The 19,473-nt window shown below is 57.6% G+C and carries 11 protein-coding genes; 10 read left to right on the top strand and 1 reads right to left on the bottom strand.

Going from position 1 to position 19,473, the window contains the following annotated elements; translation table 11 throughout:
- The first annotated feature begins 7 nt into the window (after positions 1–7).
- The 9 genes from cysK (at position 8) to VFA09_09775 (ending at position 14,724) form a co-directional block, all read left to right on the top strand.
- Positions 8–949: a cysteine synthase A gene (cysK, locus tag VFA09_09735; protein ID HZU67548.1), complete on the top strand. Its 942-nt coding sequence runs from the start codon at positions 8–10 to the stop codon at positions 947–949.
- 133 nt (positions 950–1,082) lie between these two features.
- Positions 1,083–1,913, top strand: coding sequence for a hypothetical protein (locus VFA09_09740; GenBank protein ID HZU67549.1), 831 nt, complete (start codon positions 1,083–1,085; stop codon positions 1,911–1,913).
- 108 nt (positions 1,914–2,021) lie between these two features.
- Entirely contained in the window at positions 2,022–2,930 is a 909-nt protein-coding gene (locus VFA09_09745) for an LLM class F420-dependent oxidoreductase (GenBank protein ID HZU67550.1), read from the top strand.
- A gap of 422 nt (positions 2,931–3,352) precedes the next feature.
- On the top strand, positions 3,353–6,379 hold the full coding sequence (locus VFA09_09750) for an FtsX-like permease family protein (protein ID HZU67551.1): 3,027 nt from the start codon (positions 3,353–3,355) through the stop codon (positions 6,377–6,379).
- 2 nt (positions 6,380–6,381) lie between these two features.
- The gene (locus VFA09_09755; protein ID HZU67552.1) at positions 6,382–7,350 is read left to right on the top strand and encodes an ABC transporter ATP-binding protein; all 969 of its coding nucleotides are present in this window, start codon (positions 6,382–6,384) and stop codon (positions 7,348–7,350) included.
- 81 nt (positions 7,351–7,431) lie between these two features.
- Positions 7,432–7,554 (top strand): hypothetical protein, encoded by a 123-nt coding sequence (locus VFA09_09760; GenBank protein HZU67553.1) that lies wholly within the window; start codon positions 7,432–7,434, stop codon positions 7,552–7,554.
- Positions 7,555–7,744: 190 nt separating this feature from the next.
- Complete coding sequence (locus VFA09_09765) at positions 7,745–8,437, top strand: ABC transporter ATP-binding protein (GenBank protein ID HZU67554.1); 693 nt, start codon at positions 7,745–7,747, stop codon at positions 8,435–8,437.
- 6 nt (positions 8,438–8,443) lie between these two features.
- The gene (locus VFA09_09770; GenBank protein HZU67555.1) at positions 8,444–11,578 is read left to right on the top strand and encodes an FtsX-like permease family protein; all 3,135 of its coding nucleotides are present in this window, start codon (positions 8,444–8,446) and stop codon (positions 11,576–11,578) included.
- A gap of 62 nt (positions 11,579–11,640) precedes the next feature.
- Positions 11,641–14,724, top strand: coding sequence for an FtsX-like permease family protein (locus tag VFA09_09775; protein HZU67556.1), 3,084 nt, complete (start codon positions 11,641–11,643; stop codon positions 14,722–14,724).
- 47 nt (positions 14,725–14,771) lie between these two features.
- Here the strand turns inward: VFA09_09775 and VFA09_09780 are convergent, their stop codons facing one another.
- Positions 14,772–15,290, bottom strand: a complete 519-nt coding sequence (locus VFA09_09780; protein HZU67557.1) for a hypothetical protein — start codon at positions 15,288–15,290, stop codon at positions 14,772–14,774.
- Between the two features lie 677 nt (positions 15,291–15,967).
- Here VFA09_09780 and VFA09_09785 point away from each other — a divergent pair.
- Positions 15,968–19,465 carry a DNA-directed RNA polymerase subunit beta gene (locus VFA09_09785; protein HZU67558.1) on the top strand — a complete coding sequence of 1,166 codons (3,498 nt, stop codon included), beginning with the start codon at positions 15,968–15,970 and terminating at the stop codon, positions 19,463–19,465.
- Positions 19,466–19,473: the final 8 nt, after the last annotated feature.

Genomic DNA, 19,473 nt, shown 5'->3' on the forward strand with positions numbered 1-19,473 from the left:
AAAAATTATGACCCACTGGGAAAAAGATACCACCGAACTCATCGGTCGCACGCCACTTGTCGCATTGAAGCGCGTGACTGCCGGTATGCCGGCCACCGTGCTTGCGAAACTCGAAATGTTCAGCCCCGGCGGCAGCGTTAAAGATCGCGCCGCCTTACAAATGATCTGCGAAGCAGAATCGCAAGGACTACTGCGCCCCGGCGGTACTATCACCGAACCATCAAGCGGCAACATGGCCATATCCCTTGCCTGGATCGCCGCCGCCCGTGGCTATTCATGCATTCTCACCATGCCTGATACTATCCACATCGAGCGACGCCTGCTCTTGCAGCGCTTCGGCGCGCAGGTCATCCTCACACCCGGAAACCAGGGCATGCGTGGAGCCATCAATAAGGTCACCGAACTGCGCACTACCCGCCCCAACTGCTGGTACCCGCAGCAATTTTACAACCAGGCCAACCCGCGTGCTCATCGCGAAGGTACAGCACTTGAAATCTGGCAGGACACAGCAGGGGCCGTCGATATCGTCGTCATCGGCGTTGGCACCGGCGGAACATTAACCGGTGTCGCCGAAGGCATACGCGCCCGCAAGCCATCGCTTGAAGTCGTAGCCGTCGAACCCGCCTCCTGCGCGATCCTATCGGGTGGCCGCCCCGGCCCACACCGCATCGAAGGCCTCGGCGCGGGCTTTATCCCGGATACGCTTCGCCGCGACCTCATCGACCGCGTTATTCCAGTTACCGATGCCGATGCCACCGCCGCCGCCATCCGCATCATGCGCGAAGAAGGCCTTTCTATCGGTATCAGCAGTGGTGCGGCAGCCTGGGCCGCCCTGCAGGAAGCGAGCAAAGAAGAGAATCGCGGCAAAGTCATTGTTACCATCTTCCCCAGCGCCGCCGAACGCTACCTCCATTCCATCCTCTTTGATGACCTTCGGGCCACATCGTAACCGCTCGTATCCCTCATTCGTAGTGAACTACGAGTTTCAAGCTCTACTGGAAACGGCTCTGTTACCTGGATGCCATTTTCGGCGTATATGATGAAGTGGCCATCTAGATCAATGAGAAGTGGCGAAGAAAAACATGATCGAATCCCAGGAAGCTCCCTTTATCTACCGGCTGAAACGAACATCGTACCTGCATACCCGGCGAATAGCGTGGCTACTAATAGCCGGTTCTTTTGTATGCGCAGTCGCCTGCATACTACTGAGTCTGCGGCTCTTTCCAACGTACTCGCACACGTTTACCCTCTATCTCAAATGGCAAGATGCCCTGCTTGCCACCCTGGTATTTACCGCGCTGCTGGCTCTCGGCAGCTGCGTGCTTGTGCTCCGGTTCCTTTATGCCCTACAAGCCGGATACTCCCGCTGGATGCTACAGCTGCAAGGCAACACATTCACGGGTAGAGATCTCTCGCCCAAAAACCTGTCCAGCATTTACTGGTTAGTGAGTACCGTTTTTGGCTGCTTTCTCGCCGCCCTTGTCGGGCTTGTACCACTTATTTTGATTGGTTGGACCCTGCGCCTGCCACATCCCTTGCTCGTCGTCCTGGGAACCTCCCTGGCCAGTATCCTGAGCCTGGCAGGATTGATCGTCACCGCTATAGCGCTGGCTTTTGTCCTGATTGGCTTCGCCGGCAGCATCTCATTTTGCCGCAAGATGGGCGCCCCTCAAACCTATAACCTCACGCAACAGGCATCCATCAGCATCAATGGCTTCGTTCTCTCGATCCTCTATCCCGACCAGCAGGAATCGCTCTTCGATCTCAACCTGCTCGAACCAGCCGACGCCCGCCACCTCTTACATCTTCTCCATGAACGCTGGTTCGCCGCGCAATCCGATTGGAACCCTACTCTGGGCCAGGAGATCGAAGAAGCCCTGTGCCAGGCAGAACGCGCCGCCCTGACCGTGTGAAAGAGGTGACCTCCCAAATCTCCCCTTGCGCGAACCGGCACTTTGTTATGTATAATAGGTGCGGGTTCCACAACAAACGAAAAGAAACACAGGAGAAAAAAAACAGTTATGCGACTTGGTTTGCAAGTTCCCAATTTCACGTGGCCCAATGGCCAGGCCAATCTCGGCGATACCTTTGGCCTGATCGCCCAACGGGCAGAGCGCGCGGGCCTCTACAGCCTGTGGGTAATGGACCACTTTTTCCAGATTCCCAATGTTGGCCCGGTGGAAAACGAAATGCTTGAAGGATGGAGCGCGCTGGCTTTCGCCGCCGGCCGCACCAATCGCATCAAATTAGGCACCATGGTCACCGGTGTAACCTATAGATATCCCGGTATTCTGGTTAAAACCGCTACAACCCTCGATGTCCTTTCCCACGGGCGCGCCTACCTTGGTATTGGCGCCGCCTGGAACGAGCAAGAGCATCGTGGCCTGGGCGTGCCTTTCCCGCCACTGAAAGAGCGTTTCGAGCGCCTGGAAGAGACGTTACAGATTGCGCTCCAGATGTGGTCAGGCAACGAAGAGGCCTTCAACGGCAAACACTACCAGCTCGAGCGCCCGCTCAGTTCGCCCCAACCGGTGCAGAAGCCGCATCCACCTGTTTTGATCGGTGGAACCGGCGAGCGCAAAACACTGCGCCTGGTCGCGCAATATGCCGATGCCTGTAATATCTTCGCCCGTATCGGCAAAGATGAATTGCAGCGTAAATTGCAAATCCTGCGCGAGCATTGCGAAGCCATCGGACGCCCCTATGAGCAAATCGAAAAGACGACCCTGGATTCACTGAAGATCACGCGCAATGGCGGCGGCGACGCCATCACTCCGGCCCAGGCTATTGACCGCTTCGCCGAACTCGCGGCGCTCGGCATAGACCAGGCCATCTTCAGCCTTCGCAACGTCTCTGACCTGGAGCCTTTCGATCTGCTCATGACTGAGATCGTTCCCGCCGTCTCGAAAATCGTCCCCGCCGGGCGCTAACCGGTACGGTTCGGGTGTGTATCGCCGTATCATCGACCCTCCAGGGCGATTGCAACGGTGATACACTTTGACAAATGAATTGAATAATATGCCCGCCCACCAGGCCCCTGGGACTCGCCCAAGGGGCCGATTCTCATCATCACCCCCGACTTCTTTTCCCAATTTCCTCAACAACTTGCAATACTTTTAAGATTCTGGCGTCTTATGATTATGAGAGCTGCTTTTGCCAGCCTATACACTCTATGCTATGATTGAAGTGCAGCTCGTCCTATGAAATACATCATTGGGCCGCTCTCACGCTTCAAAGAGTACGACAATACTCGTATTTTTTATTCGCTCGCTCTATCAAAGCAATCGAGAGAGGTCACATCTTGCTGGCGTAATATACCTATAGATATTTACTCGTTTAGAAAGAAGCCATCATGAGTCGTTCGGTCTCCCAGGTTTCTCGCAGGCCCGGTCGTACCGGTCTGGCCGCGTTTCCCTCTATGGTGACGCTTGCCCTCTGGCAACTGCGTCAGACCTGGCGTTTGCTGCTGATTGTCGGCGCAGGCATGATCGCAGCTGTAATACTCGTTTGCGCTGTGCCTCTCTATTCTCAGGTCACTATGAGCGCCGGGCTGCGCGACGCCCTCAACGCCTCTCCTCTCGCGAATGCCATCACTATTACCAGTTCTGCTCCGCTCGTCTCACAGCAAGCTATCGGCCAGGTTCAGCAGCAACTGAATCAGGAAATGCAGAGCAACCTTGGTCCGTTCATCAACAGCACGCCCCAGGTTTCTGTGCAAAGCCAGGGCATCAATATCAACACCTTTGACCAGGTGCAGCTGATCGGCGCTTCCATACCCCAGGTTCGCTCGCACGTCAAACTACTGCAAGGCCAGCTCCCACACGATTCTGCTGTAGAGGCAACTCCTGGTGCCTGTCCTGCTGCCTCTGGTGCCTGTCCCCTCGAAATTGCCATCACTCCCCAGGCCGCGCAGAATCTGCATATCCAAATCGGCTCGCAACTTTCCGCGAATCTTGTATTCGACAACAGCGCGGCTCTGACTCAAACGACTGTAACGCTGCCCTTACAGGTCGTTGGCATCTTTGAGCCGCTATCCCAGAATGATCCATACTGGTATGGCGCCAGCTTTGCCCGCCAGCCGCTCAGTGCCAAAGGCTCGCTCTATCCCTCGCTCGTCTCTAACCAGGCATTTATCACCATATTTGATCGGATTTCACGCCAGGTCATAAGTAAACCTGGCCTCGCAAGCGGAACTACGCTCGTCGGGCCGGTCACCCTATCCGAATACTACACGTTCGATACTTCACATATCGACATCAACAGGCTCGATGATCTGGCCAATGGCCTTAACAACGTCCTTGCCGACCTCTCCAACAAGCCTGTTGTTCCCGGCTATATCGAGAAAACCCAGTCCAACGGTCCTAGCGACCTGCTCGATAGCTATAGTAATCGCATTGACGTTGTGCGCATCCCCGTGCAGAGCGTGGCATATCTCATCGTCGGCCTCGTCCTCTTTTTTGTCAGCCTCATGACCGATCTGCTCGTAGACCGCCAATCTGCCGCCATCGCCATGCTGCGTAGCCGGGGAGCCAGCCACCGCCAGATTTTTAGCTCGCTCATTATTCAGAGCATCGGTGCCGGCATCATTGCCTTGCTGGTAGGACCCCTGCTCGCCATTCTATCCGCCGCACTGCTGGCGCGCCTTACCTTATCTGCCGCCGACCAGGGAGTGCTCAACCTCATCACCGCTAACCCTGTGCCGGTTGCTCTCGGCCTCTACCTCTCGGCACTCATTGCTGTAGGCGTCGCGGTCCTCGCCATGATCGTTGCCATCTATCGCGCCACGCGCCTGGACGTGCTGACCCTACGCCGCGAGGCCGCCCGCGCCAGCAATCGTCCTCTGTGGTTGCGCATGGGCGTGGATATGCTCGCCGGCGTCGTGGCACTCACCGGCTATGCCTTCTCGGTCTATATCACCAGCCCTGGCATCCTGGATGATCGCACCCGTGTCCTCATCCTACCCCCCATGACGCTTGTCGGCGCGACATTCTTACTGCTTGGTTGTACCCTGCTCTTCTTGCGCATCTTCCCATTCGTGCTAAACTTCGCCGCCAACCAGGCCGCGCGCAGCCGCAGCGCAACGCCTGTCCTTGCCCTGGCACAGATGGCCCGCGCCCCACGTCAATCATTGCGCGTCATCCTCCTGCTCGCCCTCGCCATCGCGTTCGCCATCTTTACCCTGTCGTTTAACGCTTCGCAGGCAAATCGCATCCCGCAGGTTGTGAATTACCAGGTCGGCGCCGATTTCAGCGGCACCTATCCCAGCAATGATCGCCTCGCCACGCAATCCCTGGCTCAGCAGACGTCCGCGTTCACCCACATTCCTGGCGTCACCGCTGCCTCCATTGGCTACGAATCATCCACACGCGCTTCTGAGAGCGGCGTTAACCTCTCCATGGAACTGCGCGCCGTCGATACACGCACCTTTGCCAGCACCGCCATCTGGACCGCGCAGGATTCCTCGCAATCGCTGTCCTCCTTGCTGCCCCTCTTAAAGGCGCCACCCTCACAAAATGTGCCTGCTATCGTCGATACCGCGGCCTGGAACAACCTCCATCTCTCAATCGGCTCGCCTTTCACGCTTACCGATTACAGCAATACCATCAATTTCGTCGCCGTCGCCGAGGTCAACTACATTCCTACCGTCAATGATAGCGCCCAGACCAGCGGCACCAACGATTACGTTCCCTTTGGCGGTGTGCTCGTAGACTACCAGACCTATGCCGCGGCGACTAGAGGCGCTGGTGGCGCCAATCCTATCCCCACCACAGTCTGGCTGCGTACCGCGGATGACCCCGCGTCCCTGGCAAGCGTGCGTCATGCCCTGAGTACCGGCAGTACCGCCCTTACCGGCGTCAACGACCGCCGGGCCATCACCACTGCCCTGCTCAATGACCCGCTCTACCTCGTGCTGATCGGCGTACTCGTGATCGGCTCGCTGACCGCCCTCGTGCTTGCCCTTATCGGCAACCTTACCGTCTCCTGGCTCAGCGCCCGCAGTCGTCAGATCAATTTCGCCGTCATGCGCGCCCTCGGCAGCACGCCGCCGCAGATTGCCGGCGTGTTGACATGGGAACAGAGCCTCGTCTATGCCATTGCTATCGGGCTGGGAGTCGCTTTCGGTGTTCTGCTCTCCTTCCTTGTGCTGCCAGCCTTCGTCTTTACCACCGTCACCACCAGTGGCAGCGTCAACCAGTTCAGTACCGGCGAGTTTTATGTCGTCCAGAACGTCCCGCCCATCCAGATGATTATTCCCGGCCTGCTCGTCAGTATCGCCCTTGGTATCCTGGTCGCCATCTGCCTGCTTGCCGTTGGCTTGATGGTGCGCGTCGTCTCGCGCCCATCTATCAGCATGACTCTAAGATTTAGTGAGGATTAAGTATGCCTGAACCAATCGTTCTCTGCGATAATCTTGTCAAAATCTATAAAGTAGCCGATCTCGAAGTCGTTGCCCTCCAGGGACTCGACCTCGAAGTGGTTCCCGGCGAAATGATGGCTATCGTCGGCGCATCCGGCTCCGGCAAAAGCACCCTGCTCAATATCCTCAGTGGACTCGATGTTCCCAGCGCCGGGCGTGCCATCGTCGACGGCAATGACCTTACCCGCTTGACAGAGGCCCAGCGCATCGTCTACCGCCGCTATGTCGTCGGTCATATCTGGCAGCAGAGTGGTCGCAACCTCATGCCCGAATTAAGCGCAGCCGCCAACATCGAACTGCCCCAACTGCTCGGCGGCGCTCCCGCGGGCAAACGCATCCGCAAAGCCGAAGAACTCCTCGCACTCGTCGGGCTTGCCGGCATGGGCAAAAAACGTCCCGACCAGCTCTCCGGCGGTGAACAGCAGCGTGTCGCCATCGCCGTAGCCCTCGCCAATGACCCGGTGTTGTTGCTCGCAGACGAACCCACAGGCGAACTCGACTCCGTCACTGCCGGCGAAATCTTCGCCTTGCTGCGTTCCTTGAACGAAAAACTCGGCCTCACCATCATTACCGTAACCCATGATGTCGCCATCGCTGCCGTCATGGATCGCACCATCGCCATTCGCGACGGCCGTACCAGTACCGAAACCGTGCGTCGTGAATCCCCACTCGAGGCTGCCAGCGAGTATGTCCCCGGCGCCAGCGCTATCATCGGCCTGCCCAGCGAGACACACCGCGAATCCGTTCTCATAGACCGCGTCGGACGCCTCCAGCTACCCAAAGAGGCGATTGAAACCATCCCATTCAACGGCCGTGCCGAAGTGCGCATCGTCAATGACCACGTCGAGCTATGGCCGCTCGCCGTCGAAACCAACGGCAACAACAAATCAACCGGAGATACCGTACAACCCAATCCCACGGCAAAGCCGTAGGGGCCGATTGATCGCGCCCAACCGCCGATTCATCGGCCCCTGGCAAGATCAGAGTAATAAACAAGGAGACAGTGACTGATTATGAACTTTCACGATCAAAATCGATCATCCATGTGGTTCGGGCTGTGTCATGCTGAGCGCAGCGAAGAATCGCCGGTGTCCTGGCATGGATTTCCCGGTGCTTCTCAGGTTCAGGCTATGTGATGCTGAGCGCAGCGAAGAATCGGCCGCGACGGCCCACCGAGATTCTGAGCGAAGCGAAGAATAACACGGCTAGCACCTGCTTACCGATTCTGGTTGTTAAAATTCATAATCGGCCCTGCCCGGCAACCCGATTCATTACATTCGTTAAAAAACATTGCAATAATTTCTTCTAAACAGAAGGAGCCATCTTATGGAACAGGCTATAGCAACAGCAATTGCCGAAGCACACGGAGTCAAACGTGACTTTCGTAGCGGTGGTGGCATCGTCCATGCCCTGCGTGGCATAGACCTGCGCATCCTGCCAGGAGAATTTGTAGCCCTCCGCGGGCGTTCGGGTTCCGGCAAAACCACCCTGCTCAACATCTTAATCGGCCTCGACGACCCAACCGAAGGCAAAGTCTTCATCCTTGGCCGTGACCTCTCAACATTGGATGAAACCGCCAGGGCGCACCTGCGGCGCGAAAGCATCGGCATGATGTTTCAGAACGCTCACCTCTTTCCATCGCTCACGGCTCAGGAAAATGTCGAAGTTCCCTTGCGCCTCGTTCGCATGGACCCCGAGGAGCGCACAAGACGCTCCCGCGAAGCCTTGCAGCGCGTCGGCCTTGGTGCCCGCATGCACCATCGTGGCCTCGAACTTTCCGGCGGCGAGCAGCAGCGTGTTGCTCTCGCGCGCGCCCTCGTACACAACCCGCGCTTCGTCGTCGCCGACGAACCCACCGGCAACCTCGACTCCGTCACCGGTCGTGATATCGCCAGCCTTCTGCGCAGCGTCAGTCACGACCTGCAGATAGGCATGCTTATCGCCACCCATGACGCCACCGTCGTCAATGCCGCCGACCGCGTCCTACAGATCCAGGATGGCCGCATCAGCGAAGAATAACTCGTAATGAACATCGAACAACAACAAAACATGCTCAATCCATCTCGTGGGCATAGCAAGGGCGCACCCTTGAGGTCGCTCTCCATCAGCGGCAGGCTGCTCTCCACCCGGAGCGGGTCGCCCTCCGCCGGAACAACCGGTACAATCGAGATTTCCAGGTCTACTGCTTCCAGCCTCGCTGCTGGCCCTAAACGTGACAACAATAGGCAGCAACTCTCGATCATTATCACCTTAGCCCTCTGGCAGATGCGGCAATCCTGGCGCATGCTGCTCGTCGTTGGCACCGGTATTCTGGCAGCTGTCGTACTCATTTGCATCGTCCCGCTTTACTCGCAGGTTTCCATGAGCGCCGGACTGCGCGACACCCTCGCAGCCTCCCCCACCGACTCATTCATCACCGTACACAGCGTCTCTTATCAAGTAGTCCCCTCGTCCATCCAGGACTTTCAGGGCCAGTTGACTCCCATCATGCAGCAAAATATGGGTCCGTTTCTCAAAAAATCCCCTGTTCTCTCCGTCCAGGGCCAGTTCAGCGTCAACTCGCCCACCTCCAACGAATTCATCACCTTCATCGGCACTCCCGTCGAAAATGCGCTTCCCCACGTCAAACTGCTCGCCGGTAGATTGCCCGCCCCACGAAGCTACGGCATCGAAATAGCCATCACCCAGGACGCTGCCAGCAGGCTCAACCTGCACGTAGGTTCCGCCATCAGCGTCGTCGTAAATTTCACTGTTGCGAACGACGAGCAAGCTAGCAGCTATCTTCCTCTCTACATCACCGGCATCTTCGATCTCCCGCAGTCCAACGACCCATTCTGGCATGGGCAAAACTTCCAGACCCAACCTGTCGGCGCCTATGGCATCAGCTTTCCTGCCATCGCTTCCAATGGCACACTTCTCTCCGTCTTTAACCGCTTTACTACCAATCCCACGCTCAATGGCGGCTACCTGTCCACTCCCCTGGACCTGTACTGGTACTACGATTTCGATTACGCTCGCCTCGATAGCAATAAGCTCAACGACCTGCTCAATGGCCTCAATACTGCCTTGAATCAGATGGCAGGTGCCCCTCCAAATGACCCTCCTTTTGTGACTCATACACTATCCACTGGACCTATCGACCTGCTGCAACTCTATAGCAACCGCATCAATGTCCTGCGCGTCCCGCTGGAGAGCATATCCTTGCTTATCGTCGCCCTGCTCATCTTCTTCGTCAGCCTCATGACCGACCTGCTCGTCGAGCGCCAGGCCCCTGCCATCGCTATGCTGCGCAGCCGGGGAGCCAGCCGCCGCCAGGTCTTCGCGTCAATATTTGTTCAGGGTCTCGGCCTGAGTATCATCGCTCTCATCATAGGCCCACTGCTCGCCATTCTTGCCACCTATCTGCTTGTCCAGCACGTACTTGCGCCATCAGACCAGACCGCCTTCGGCTTGATTACCGCCAGTATCGGTCCGTCGCTCTGGAACCTGCGCTGGCCCGTCCTCGGCACGATTGCCGTTGCCCTCTTCGCTATCATACTTGCCATTCTCCGTCCCGTGCGCACGGATATCCTCTCCATGCGCCGTGAATCCGCCCGTTCCACGCGCCCGCCTTTCTGGCAGCGCCTGCGCCTGGATATCGTCGCCGCCATTATTGCTCTCACCGGCTTCGGCTTCACTCTCTACATCGCCAGCCCCGGCGTCCTCGATGTCCGCTCCCGCGTTCTTATTCTCCCCACAACGGCCCTCGCCGGCACCCTCTTTCTGCTCCTCGCCTGCGTGCTGCTCTTCCTGCGTCTCTTCCCATCTCTCCTACGCGCAGCCGCGGCCCTCGCCGCCCGCGGTCGTGGCGCGACGCCCATGCTCGCGCTCGCCCATATCGCCCGTGCTCCCAGGCAAGCTATTCGCATGACCATGCTGCTTGCGTTCGCCCTCGCAATGACAATCTTCACCCTCACCTTCTCCGCCTCCCAATTGCAACGCATCCCCGATGTTACCGCCTACCAGGTCGGCTCCGACTTCAGCGGCGCCCTCGCCAGCACCATCTTCGGTGGGCCGATCGACCAGCAAGTCGCATCCTACGCCAGCATTCCCGGCGTCACCTCCGTTACCGCCGGCTACGTGCAGACCGAGAATATCTCCGCCTCCAATATCTACACTACCGTCGAACTGCGTGCCGTCAATGCCGGCTCCTACGCGAAAACCGTCATCTGGCCCCAGCAAGATTCAGACCAGCCCATCGCACCCCTCATGGCTCACCTCGTCGCGCTCAGAAACGGCGCCATCTCTAGCAACGTCGTCCCTGCCATCGTCGATGCTGCCGCCTGGCAAACCCTCCATCTCTCCACCGGCATGCATTTCTCCCTGGTGGACTTTCACGGCACCATGAACTTCGTCGCCATCGCCGAGGTCAACAACATCCCCACTATCAATGACACTACCCAGAATGTCGGCTCCGGCGACTTTACCACCGTTGGCGGCATCCTCGTCGACTTCGCCACCTACTCCACTGTTGCACGCAACATCAACAGCTCCGACATAGAAGCAAACACCATCTGGCTGCGCACGCGCGATGACTCCCGCTCGCTTGCCAGCGTCCGCAGCGCCATCAATAGCAGTTCCCTCCAACTCGACAACATCAGCGACCGCCGTGCCCTCAGCGCGAGTCTCAGCAACGACCCCCTCTACCTGGCCCTCACCGGCGTCCTCGCCATTGGCTCTATCCTTGCTCTCGTACTTGCCCTGCTCGGCAACCTCACCGTCTCCTGGCTCAGCGCCCGCAGCCGCCTCACCAACTTTGCCGTCATGCGCGCCCTCGGCAGCGCTCCACGCCAGATCGCCGCCGTCATCGGCCTCGAACAAGGTATCACCTACAGCGCCGGCCTCCTCACCGGCCTTCTCGCCGGCTTCCTCTTCTCCATCATCATCATTCCATACTTCGTCTTCACCACCATCGCCGCCAATCCCGGTCAGGCCCAGCTCACCAACGGCGAATTTTACGTCGTCCAGAACGTCCCACCCATCCAGCTCGTTATTCCTTCTCTATCGATCGTTATCGCTCTCGCCGTCCTGGTCGTCATCTGTGCCATCGCGCTCGGCATCATGCTCCGCATTGCCTCCCGCCCATCCATCGCCCAGACTCTCAGATTGAACGAGGATTAAATGCCATGCCTGAAAAAATGGGGAATCATCTCTCACCAAAAATGCTAGAATCGAGAAAAAATATGCCACACACCTATACAAAAACCTATGCCAGAAAACCGCATCCACACGGCAATAATCCATTCAACTCCACTATCACACTCTCACTCTGGCAATTGCGCCGCACCTGGCGTCTCCTGCTCCTCATCGCCGCCGGCATCCTTACCGCCGTCATCCTCGTATGTCTCGTCCCCCTCTATTCCAACGTCGCCATCAGCGCCGGCTTGCGTGATGCCCTCAAAACCGCCCCCTCCGGCCCCTACGTCATCGTGCATAGTACCGCCGCGGCACTCTCTCCATACGCCATCCAGCGAGACGAAAGCCAGATCGACGCTAAGGCTCATTTCGCCCTCGGTCAATATATCGACGGCCCGCAAGAGTTCTCCGCCCGTAACTCCTTGCCCCTCTATGAGATGCGAACTACCCGCCCCTCTGGTAAACCTATGCTGTTACCCTCACCAGACCAGGTTGCCATGCTTGGCTTCCCAATCTCTCAGGCCAGTCAGCATCTCCAGCTTGTCCAGGGACGACTTCCCCAGGATGCGGCTCAAACTATTGAGATTGCCATCACGCCCCAGAGCGCCGCTCTTCTGCACGCCACCATCGGCTCGACCATCTTCGTACAGTTCGTCTACGTCATTCCCTTGCAGAAATATCCTTTTGAACAGGCAGAAACACTCAAACTCCCGTTACACATCGTCGGCCTCTTCAAACTTCCTGTATCAGATGACCTGTTCTGGCATGGCGAAACCTTTGCCCCTGGCCAGCTCTTCAAACCTGTAGGCCCAGGCGAACCACCCGAACGCTATCCCGCGCTCGTCTCCAACCAGGCAATGCTCACCGTTATCAATCAAATGCTCCGTGCGGCTATCGCTCCTCTCGGCTCCGGCCTCACCGTTGCCGACCTCGGCATCGCATCCCCTTTCGACCTCTATACCTACTATTCCCTCGGCACCGCGCATCTTGATATTCATAGCCTCGATGACTTCAACTCGCGGCTCAAAACCATCCTCAATGACCTTTCCAACTATCCCTCCGACCCTCCTTTCTTCGATCACACCTCCGCTATCGCCCCTCTCGATGTCCTGGACGGCTATAGCAGCCGCATCACCGTCATCAGCGTCCCCCTGGATAGCCTCACCTATCTCATCGCCGGGCTCATCCTCTTCTTCGTCAGCATCATGACCGCCCTGCTCGTAGACCGCCAGAACCAGGCTATCGCTCTCCTGCGCAGTCGCGGCGCCAGTCGCCGCCAGGTCTTCGCTGCCTTGATCGTACAGAGCCTTGCCGTCGCCATCTTTGCCCTTCTTGCCGGCCCATTTCTTGCCATACTCATTGCCTCCTTCATTACCCTGCTTACCCTTGCTCCAGCAGATCGAGCCATCATTAGCCTCATAACGCAGAATCCCTTGCAGGTCGCCTGGGGATTGCGCTGGCCCGTCCTGCTCACCATCGCCGTCGCCATACTCGCCATGGCTTTCGCCATCATACGCGCAGTTCGCATCGACATGCTCGCCTTACGACGCGAAACTGCCCGTTCCACACATCAACCGTTCTGGCAGCGTATGCGTCTCGACCTCGCCGCCGCTCTCATCGCCATTATAGGCTTTGCCTTTTCGCTCTATATCACCACTCCCGGCGTTCTCGATGATCGCGTCCGCACGCTTATTTTACCGGCCACCACCGTCGCAGGCGCCCTCTTCCTCCTGCTCGCCTGCGCACTGCTCCTGCTCCGCCTCTTCCCATCCATCCTGCGTCTTGCCTCATCGCTCGCATCTCGCAGCCGCAGCGCAACCCCCATGCTCGCCCTTGCCCACATTGCGCGCTCACCGCGTCAGGCCCTCCGCATCACCACCCTGCTCGTCCTCGCCATCGCCTTCGCCACATTTACCCTCTCCTTTACCGCTTCCCAGGCGCAGCGCATCCCGGATGTCGCCGCCTACCAGGTCGGCTCCGACTTCAGCGGCGCCTTCGCCGTAGGCAGCATCGTCAGTTTTGACTCCTGGCAGCAGCAAGAAGCCCTCTACCGTCATATCCCAGGCGTCACCTCCGCCACCATCGGCTATGCTAATTTCCTTACCGCCACCGCAGGTTCCTTCAATACCTCCATCGACATACGCATCGTCAACGCCGCTACCTACGCCCAGACAACTTACTGGACATCGCAGGACTCATCACAATCGGCAACCTCCCTTATGCAGCAACTCATTGCCCATCGCTCCCTGGTGGCCTCGCAAAAAGTCGTCCCCGTCATCATCGATACCGCGACAGCCAACCAGCTCAACCTTTCAGTTGGCTCCCGCTTCACCATCAACGACCCCAACAACCCCGTCAATGCCCTCGTCGTTGCCCAGGTCACCCATATCCCAACCATCAATGACAGTCCCTATTCCTCCAGTGCCACCGATTCCAGCGCTTTTGGTGGCCTCCTTGCCGATTTCCAGAGCTACTCCGACTACTCCGCCGCCGTCAATAACCAGGGTGTTACCCCCACCAACATCTGGCTGCGCACCCGCGATGATCCCGCCTCGCTCGCCAGCGTTCGCGCCGCCCTCACCGCCGGTCCCCTCCAGCTCGTTAACCTTAGCGACCGGCGTGCCATTATCAACAGCCTCAGCAATGATCCGCTCTATCTCACCCTCATCGTCGTGTTGTACCTCGGCGTGGCAACCGTCGTCCTGCTTGCCCTCGTTGGCAACCTCGCCCTCGCCTGGCAAAGCGCGCGCAGCCGCCTGCCAGACTTCATCATCCTGCGTGCCCTCGGCAGCACCCCACGCGAAATCGCCGCTCTCCTCACCTGCGAGCAATCCATCATCTATATAGTATCTATTGTCCTTGGCATCGCCACCGGCCTCATCTTCTCCGCCATCGTCCTGCCCAGGCTCGTCTTTACCACCGTCCTCAACACAAGCGGCAGCCAGCCCATCAGCACAACACAGTTCTTCATCCTGCAGGATGCTCCACCCGTCCGCATCGTTCTGCCTTATGCCCTGCTGGCCATCACTCTCGGCCTGCTGATCCTCATCTGTCTCATCGCCCTGGGCGCTATGCTTCGCGTCGCCTTTCGTCCGGCAGTCCACCAACTGTTGCGCGTCAGCGAAGATTAAATTCCGGTTGATCTGCCGGAAGATGCGTCCGGCAGATCAACCGGAATTTAATCTTCGCTGAGTAGTTCTTCTTTAGAATCCATTTCCAGGTCCCAGACGAGTTCTCGTGCTTCGGCAATTTCTATTGAAAGCAATTCTGCTAACTTTCCGAGGGAAATCTTCTCCCGTCGATAGGCTTCAAGCACGAGGTAAATGTAGCGTGGGGAATAATTCTGTACCGGCCTATCCTCATGAACGATCTCGTCTTCATTGACTAACCCGAATGCTTGCGCAAGCCGGCGAGGACGCCCCCCTTCCGGGAATAATCTCCCCTCCTCCATTGTTATCTCTTTCGAAGCTACCTTTGTCCCAATTCCACGAATTTTATTCGTTTTTGGGAAAATTACCCCAAAAACTCTTGACATCTCTTGAACAAGGTAGTATACTTCATCCTGTACGAGTGTCTGTTCAGTATCCGGTGAAAATATCAAACGATACATGACACAGTGATAGGCAAAGAAAAACGAAACACGAATTTGGCCATAGAACAACATTCCCCGACACCAACGTAAGGGTACTACATGCATAAGGGTTCACCGCCTCCTCTCACACAGCTTAACCAACAGGCTATGTCGATTGGCGGCTGGTCTATGTTGATCTGCACAGGCTATCACGCTGCAACCATTAAAGCGTAAGCACGGGAAGACCCATGTATGGGAAGGGAGCGTGGGAACTTCCAGCATGTTCCCTATTTCCGGGTTCTTAACATGTTGCAAGGCTTCACCGGTTTGCGCCGACGGTGATTATGAACATCGATCACCCCTTTCTTTAGTGAAGCCTTTTAACAACATGGACCGTCCATTTATCGTGGGAGCGTACCCTGCTGGTCGCCCGTTGCCGGAACGGAAATAATGCGCAACCTCCGTAGGGACAGCGCTTTGTGCCTGTCCTCGCCGGGCGCCCTGACAATAGTACCACCCTGTGGGAATTTGCCAGCATGTTTTGGTATTATAGATTGGGCAATCGTCTTTGTATTCTACCGTGGGGTCGTGTTTGTGGGAGGATCAAAAATAGATCGTACACGTAGCACAAGTCTCAAGTAACCGCATTGCGAACGCACAGTTGGCGCGGCTAGCGGTTACTTTTCTTGTCATAGTGCAATTATCTTTTATACGTTTTCTCGTTTCATGGTTCGGGTAATCACCCGCCTCAATCAATCCCGGCCTACCACCGTGGGCCATTCTGTGAGAGGAGAACTTTACCTATGTCCGTTACTACCAGGGCAGTCACGCTGCCGGAGCGCGTCTCATTCGCGCGCATTCCCGACATCCGCCCCATGCCCGGCCTGATCCAGATTCAGCTTGATTCCTTTGAATGGTTTAAGAAAGAAGGTCTGCGCGAACTCTTTGACGAAATCTCTCCTATTGAAGACTTTACCGGCAAAAATCTGAAACTCGAATTTATCGTCCCACCCGAGCCTTTCGGTAAGCCCAAATATACTGAGGACGAGTGCCGCGACCGCGACGCCACCTACAATGCGCCGCTCACCGTCAAGGCCCGCCTCACCAATAAAGAAACCGGCGAAATCATCGAGAAGGACATCTTCATGGGGGACTTTCCCCTCATGACCAAACAGGGTACCTTCATCATCAATGGCGCTGAGCGCGTCGTTGTCAGCCAGCTCGTTCGCTCCCCCGGCGTCTACTTCACCGCCGACGAGGATGCCACGACTGGCCGTAAGCTCTATGCTGCCAAACTCATCCCTGGCCGCGGCGCCTGGCTTGAGTTCGAAACCAGCAACAAAAACTTGCTCACCGTCAAAATCGACCGCAAGCGCAAGCTGCCGGTCACAACCCTGCTGCGCGCCATCGCCTCCCTCGCTAAAGAGCAGTGGTATGGCGAACAGTTGGACCTCACCAGCGATCAGGGCATCCTCGACGCCTTCCGCGATGTGGATACCGATCCTAATGTGCGCTACATCCAGGCCACGCTCGACCGCGATCCCGTCAAACGCGAGGACGAGGCCCTGCTCGAACTCTATAAAAAAATGCGCCCCGGCGATCCGGCCACCATTGACAACGCCCGCGCGCTGGTCAAGAACATGTTCTTTAACGGTCGTCGCTACGACCTCGGCAGCGTCGGACGCTATAAGCTCAATCGCAAGCTCGATCTCTCGGTGCCGCAGAGCCACCGCATCCTTACCCAGGATGACCTGGTCAACATCATTCGTCGCCTGGTGCAGTTGAACAACGGCCATGGCCGCAAAGATGACATCGACCACCTCGGCAACCGCCGCGTGCGCTGCGTCGGCGAACTGATTCAAAGCCAGTTCCGCGTTGGCCTGCTGCGTATGGAGCGCGTCGTGAAAGAGCGCATGAGCATCCAGGAGCCAGGACAGGCCACGCCCAACGCGCTCATCAATATCCGGCCCGTCGTCGCCGCTATGAAGGAATTCTTCGGCGGCAGCCAGCTCTCGCAGTTTATGGATCAGACCAACGCCCTGGCGGAAATCGGTCATAAGCGCCGTCTCTCCGCCCTTGGCCCCGGTGGTCTCTCCCGCGAGCGCGCCGGTTTCGATGTCCGTGACGTGCATCGCTCGCACTATGGTCGCATCTGTCCTATCGAGACGCCTGAAGGCCCCAATATCGGCCTCATCGGCAACCTCGCAACCTATGGTCAGATCAACCCCTACGGCTTCATCGAAACGCCGTATCGCAAGGTCTATAAACGCCTGCGGGCCGATGACCCGGCCTTGATCGGTCGCGAATTCCGTGGCGTCATCGGACACGAAAACGAAGATGTCAAAACTCCCGATGGCGAAGTCATCATACCGGCTCGCACTCGCCCCCGCATCGACGAGCGCCTGTTCGCTCGCCTGCAGGAAGCAGTAGGCAGCGCCGAAGTGCGTATCAAACCTTTCGTCACGCACGAAGTCGATTATCGCACCGCCGACGACGAAGAAAATTTCTGGATCGCTCAGGCCAACGCCAGGCTGACTGATAACGGCGAATTCGTCGAAGAGCGCGTCCTCGCCCGTTACCAGGGTGACTTCGTCATGGACAGCGCCGACAAAATGGACTACATGGATGTCAGCCCGCGCCAGACCGTCAGTGTCGCTACCGCGCTCATCCCGTTCCTGGAGCATGACGACGTAAACCGCGCGCTTATGGGCGCCAACATGCAGCGCCAGGCAGTACCGCTGCTGCGCCCGCAGTCGCCCATTTGCGGCACCGGCATCGAACGCCAGGTCGCCATCGACTCCGGCCAGGTCGCCGTCAGCGATGTTGACGGTGAGGTCGTCAGCGCCACTGCTCGCCAGATTCAGATCATCGACGAAGAGGGCGAATTGCATACCTATCGCCTGCGCAAATTTGTGCGGTCCAACGCCGGAACCTGCATCAACCAGCGTCCCATCGTGCGCAAGGGTGACTACGTGAGAGCAGGCGAGGTCATCGCCGACGGCTCATCCACAGAACTGGGTGAACTCGCCCTCGGCCAGAACATCCTCGTCGCATTCATGAGTTGGGAAGGTGGCAACTTCGAAGACGCCATCCTCATCAGCGAACGTATCGTGCGTGAAGATCTCTTCACCTCGATCCATATAGAAAAGTACGAAATCGACGCTCGCGACACCAAGCTCGGTCCCGAAGAAATCACCCGCGACATACCCAACGTCGGTGAAGAGGGACTGCGCAACCTCGACGAGCGCGGCATCATCTATGTCGGCGCCGAAGTCGGCCCGCAGGACATCCTCGTCGGCAAAATCACGCCCAAAGGCGAGACCGAACTGACCGCCGAAGAAAAACTGCTGCGCGCCATCTTCGGTGAAAAAGCGCGTGAAGTCAAAGACACCTCATTGCGCGTGCCACACGGCGAGCGCGGCAAAGTCGTCGAGGTCAAAGTCTTCTCGCGTGATGCTGGCGACGAACTGCCGCCAGGTGTCAACCAGCTTGTGCGCGTCAGCATTGCCCAGAAGCGCAAGATCGGCGCCGGCGACAAAATGGCCGGTCGCCACGGTAACAAAGGCGTCATCTCACGCGTGTTACCCATGGAAGATATGCCGTTCCTGCCAGATGGCACGCCGGTCGATATCATTCTGAACCCGTTGGGCGTGCCTCACCGCATGAACATCGGCCAGATCATGGAAACGCACCTGGGCTGGGCCGCTCACGAACTCGGCTTCAAGATCGCCACTCCCGTCTTCGACGGAGCCAGCGAAGAGGACATCGAAGAAGTACTCATGCGCGCGGGCCTGCCCGCCACCGGCAAAGTGCAGTTGTTCGATGGGCGCACCGGCGAGCCGTTCGATAACCCGATTACCGTCGGCTACACCTACATGCTCAAGCTGGCGCACCTCGTCGAAGATAAGGTGCATGCCCGCTCGACCGGCCCATACAGCCTCATCACCCAGCAGCCGCTCGGTGGTAAAGCACAGTTCGGCGGCCAGCGCTTCGGCGAAATGGAAGTCTGGGCGTTGGAAGCCTATGGCGCCGCCAACATCCTGCAAGAAATCCTGACCGTCAAATCCGACGATGTCGTAGGCCGTGTCAAAACCTACGAAGCCATCGTCAAAGGCGAAAACATCATGGAACCGGGCGTGCCCGAATCCTTTAAAGTCTTAGTAAAAGAGTTACAGAGCCTCGGCATCAATGTCGAAGTCCTCAACGAAGACGAGCAAAAAATTCAATTCGTCGAAGACACCTCCAACGATGTCATGCCCGAACTCGGCATCAATCTATCCGGTTTCGAAGGAGATCAATAAAAAAGGAG

The organism is Ktedonobacteraceae bacterium (assembly GCA_035653615.1).
Lineage (GTDB): Bacteria > Chloroflexota > Ktedonobacteria > Ktedonobacterales > Ktedonobacteraceae > DASRBN01.

What these genes read in the sequence shown, in the direction of transcription:
- VFA09_09760 (HZU67553.1), top strand. Translation starts at nt 7,432, where the DNA reads ATGAACTTTCACGATCAAAATCGATCATCCATGTGGTTCGGGCTGTGT.
- VFA09_09785 (HZU67558.1), top strand. Translation starts at nt 15,968, where the DNA reads ATGTCCGTTACTACCAGGGCAGTCACGCTGCCGGAGCGCGTCTCATTC.
- VFA09_09745 (HZU67550.1), top strand. Translation starts at nt 2,022, where the DNA reads ATGCGACTTGGTTTGCAAGTTCCCAATTTCACGTGGCCCAATGGCCAG.
- VFA09_09780 (HZU67557.1), bottom strand. Translation starts at nt 15,290, where the DNA reads ATGCATGTAGTACCCTTACGTTGGTGTCGGGGAATGTTGTTCTATGGC.
- VFA09_09765 (HZU67554.1), top strand. Translation starts at nt 7,745, where the DNA reads ATGGAACAGGCTATAGCAACAGCAATTGCCGAAGCACACGGAGTCAAA.
- VFA09_09770 (HZU67555.1), top strand. Translation starts at nt 8,444, where the DNA reads ATGAACATCGAACAACAACAAAACATGCTCAATCCATCTCGTGGGCAT.
- cysK (HZU67548.1), top strand. Translation starts at nt 8, where the DNA reads ATGACCCACTGGGAAAAAGATACCACCGAACTCATCGGTCGCACGCCA.
- VFA09_09750 (HZU67551.1), top strand. Translation starts at nt 3,353, where the DNA reads ATGAGTCGTTCGGTCTCCCAGGTTTCTCGCAGGCCCGGTCGTACCGGT.
- VFA09_09775 (HZU67556.1), top strand. Translation starts at nt 11,641, where the DNA reads ATGCCACACACCTATACAAAAACCTATGCCAGAAAACCGCATCCACAC.
- VFA09_09755 (HZU67552.1), top strand. Translation starts at nt 6,382, where the DNA reads ATGCCTGAACCAATCGTTCTCTGCGATAATCTTGTCAAAATCTATAAA.
- VFA09_09740 (HZU67549.1), top strand. Translation starts at nt 1,083, where the DNA reads ATGATCGAATCCCAGGAAGCTCCCTTTATCTACCGGCTGAAACGAACA.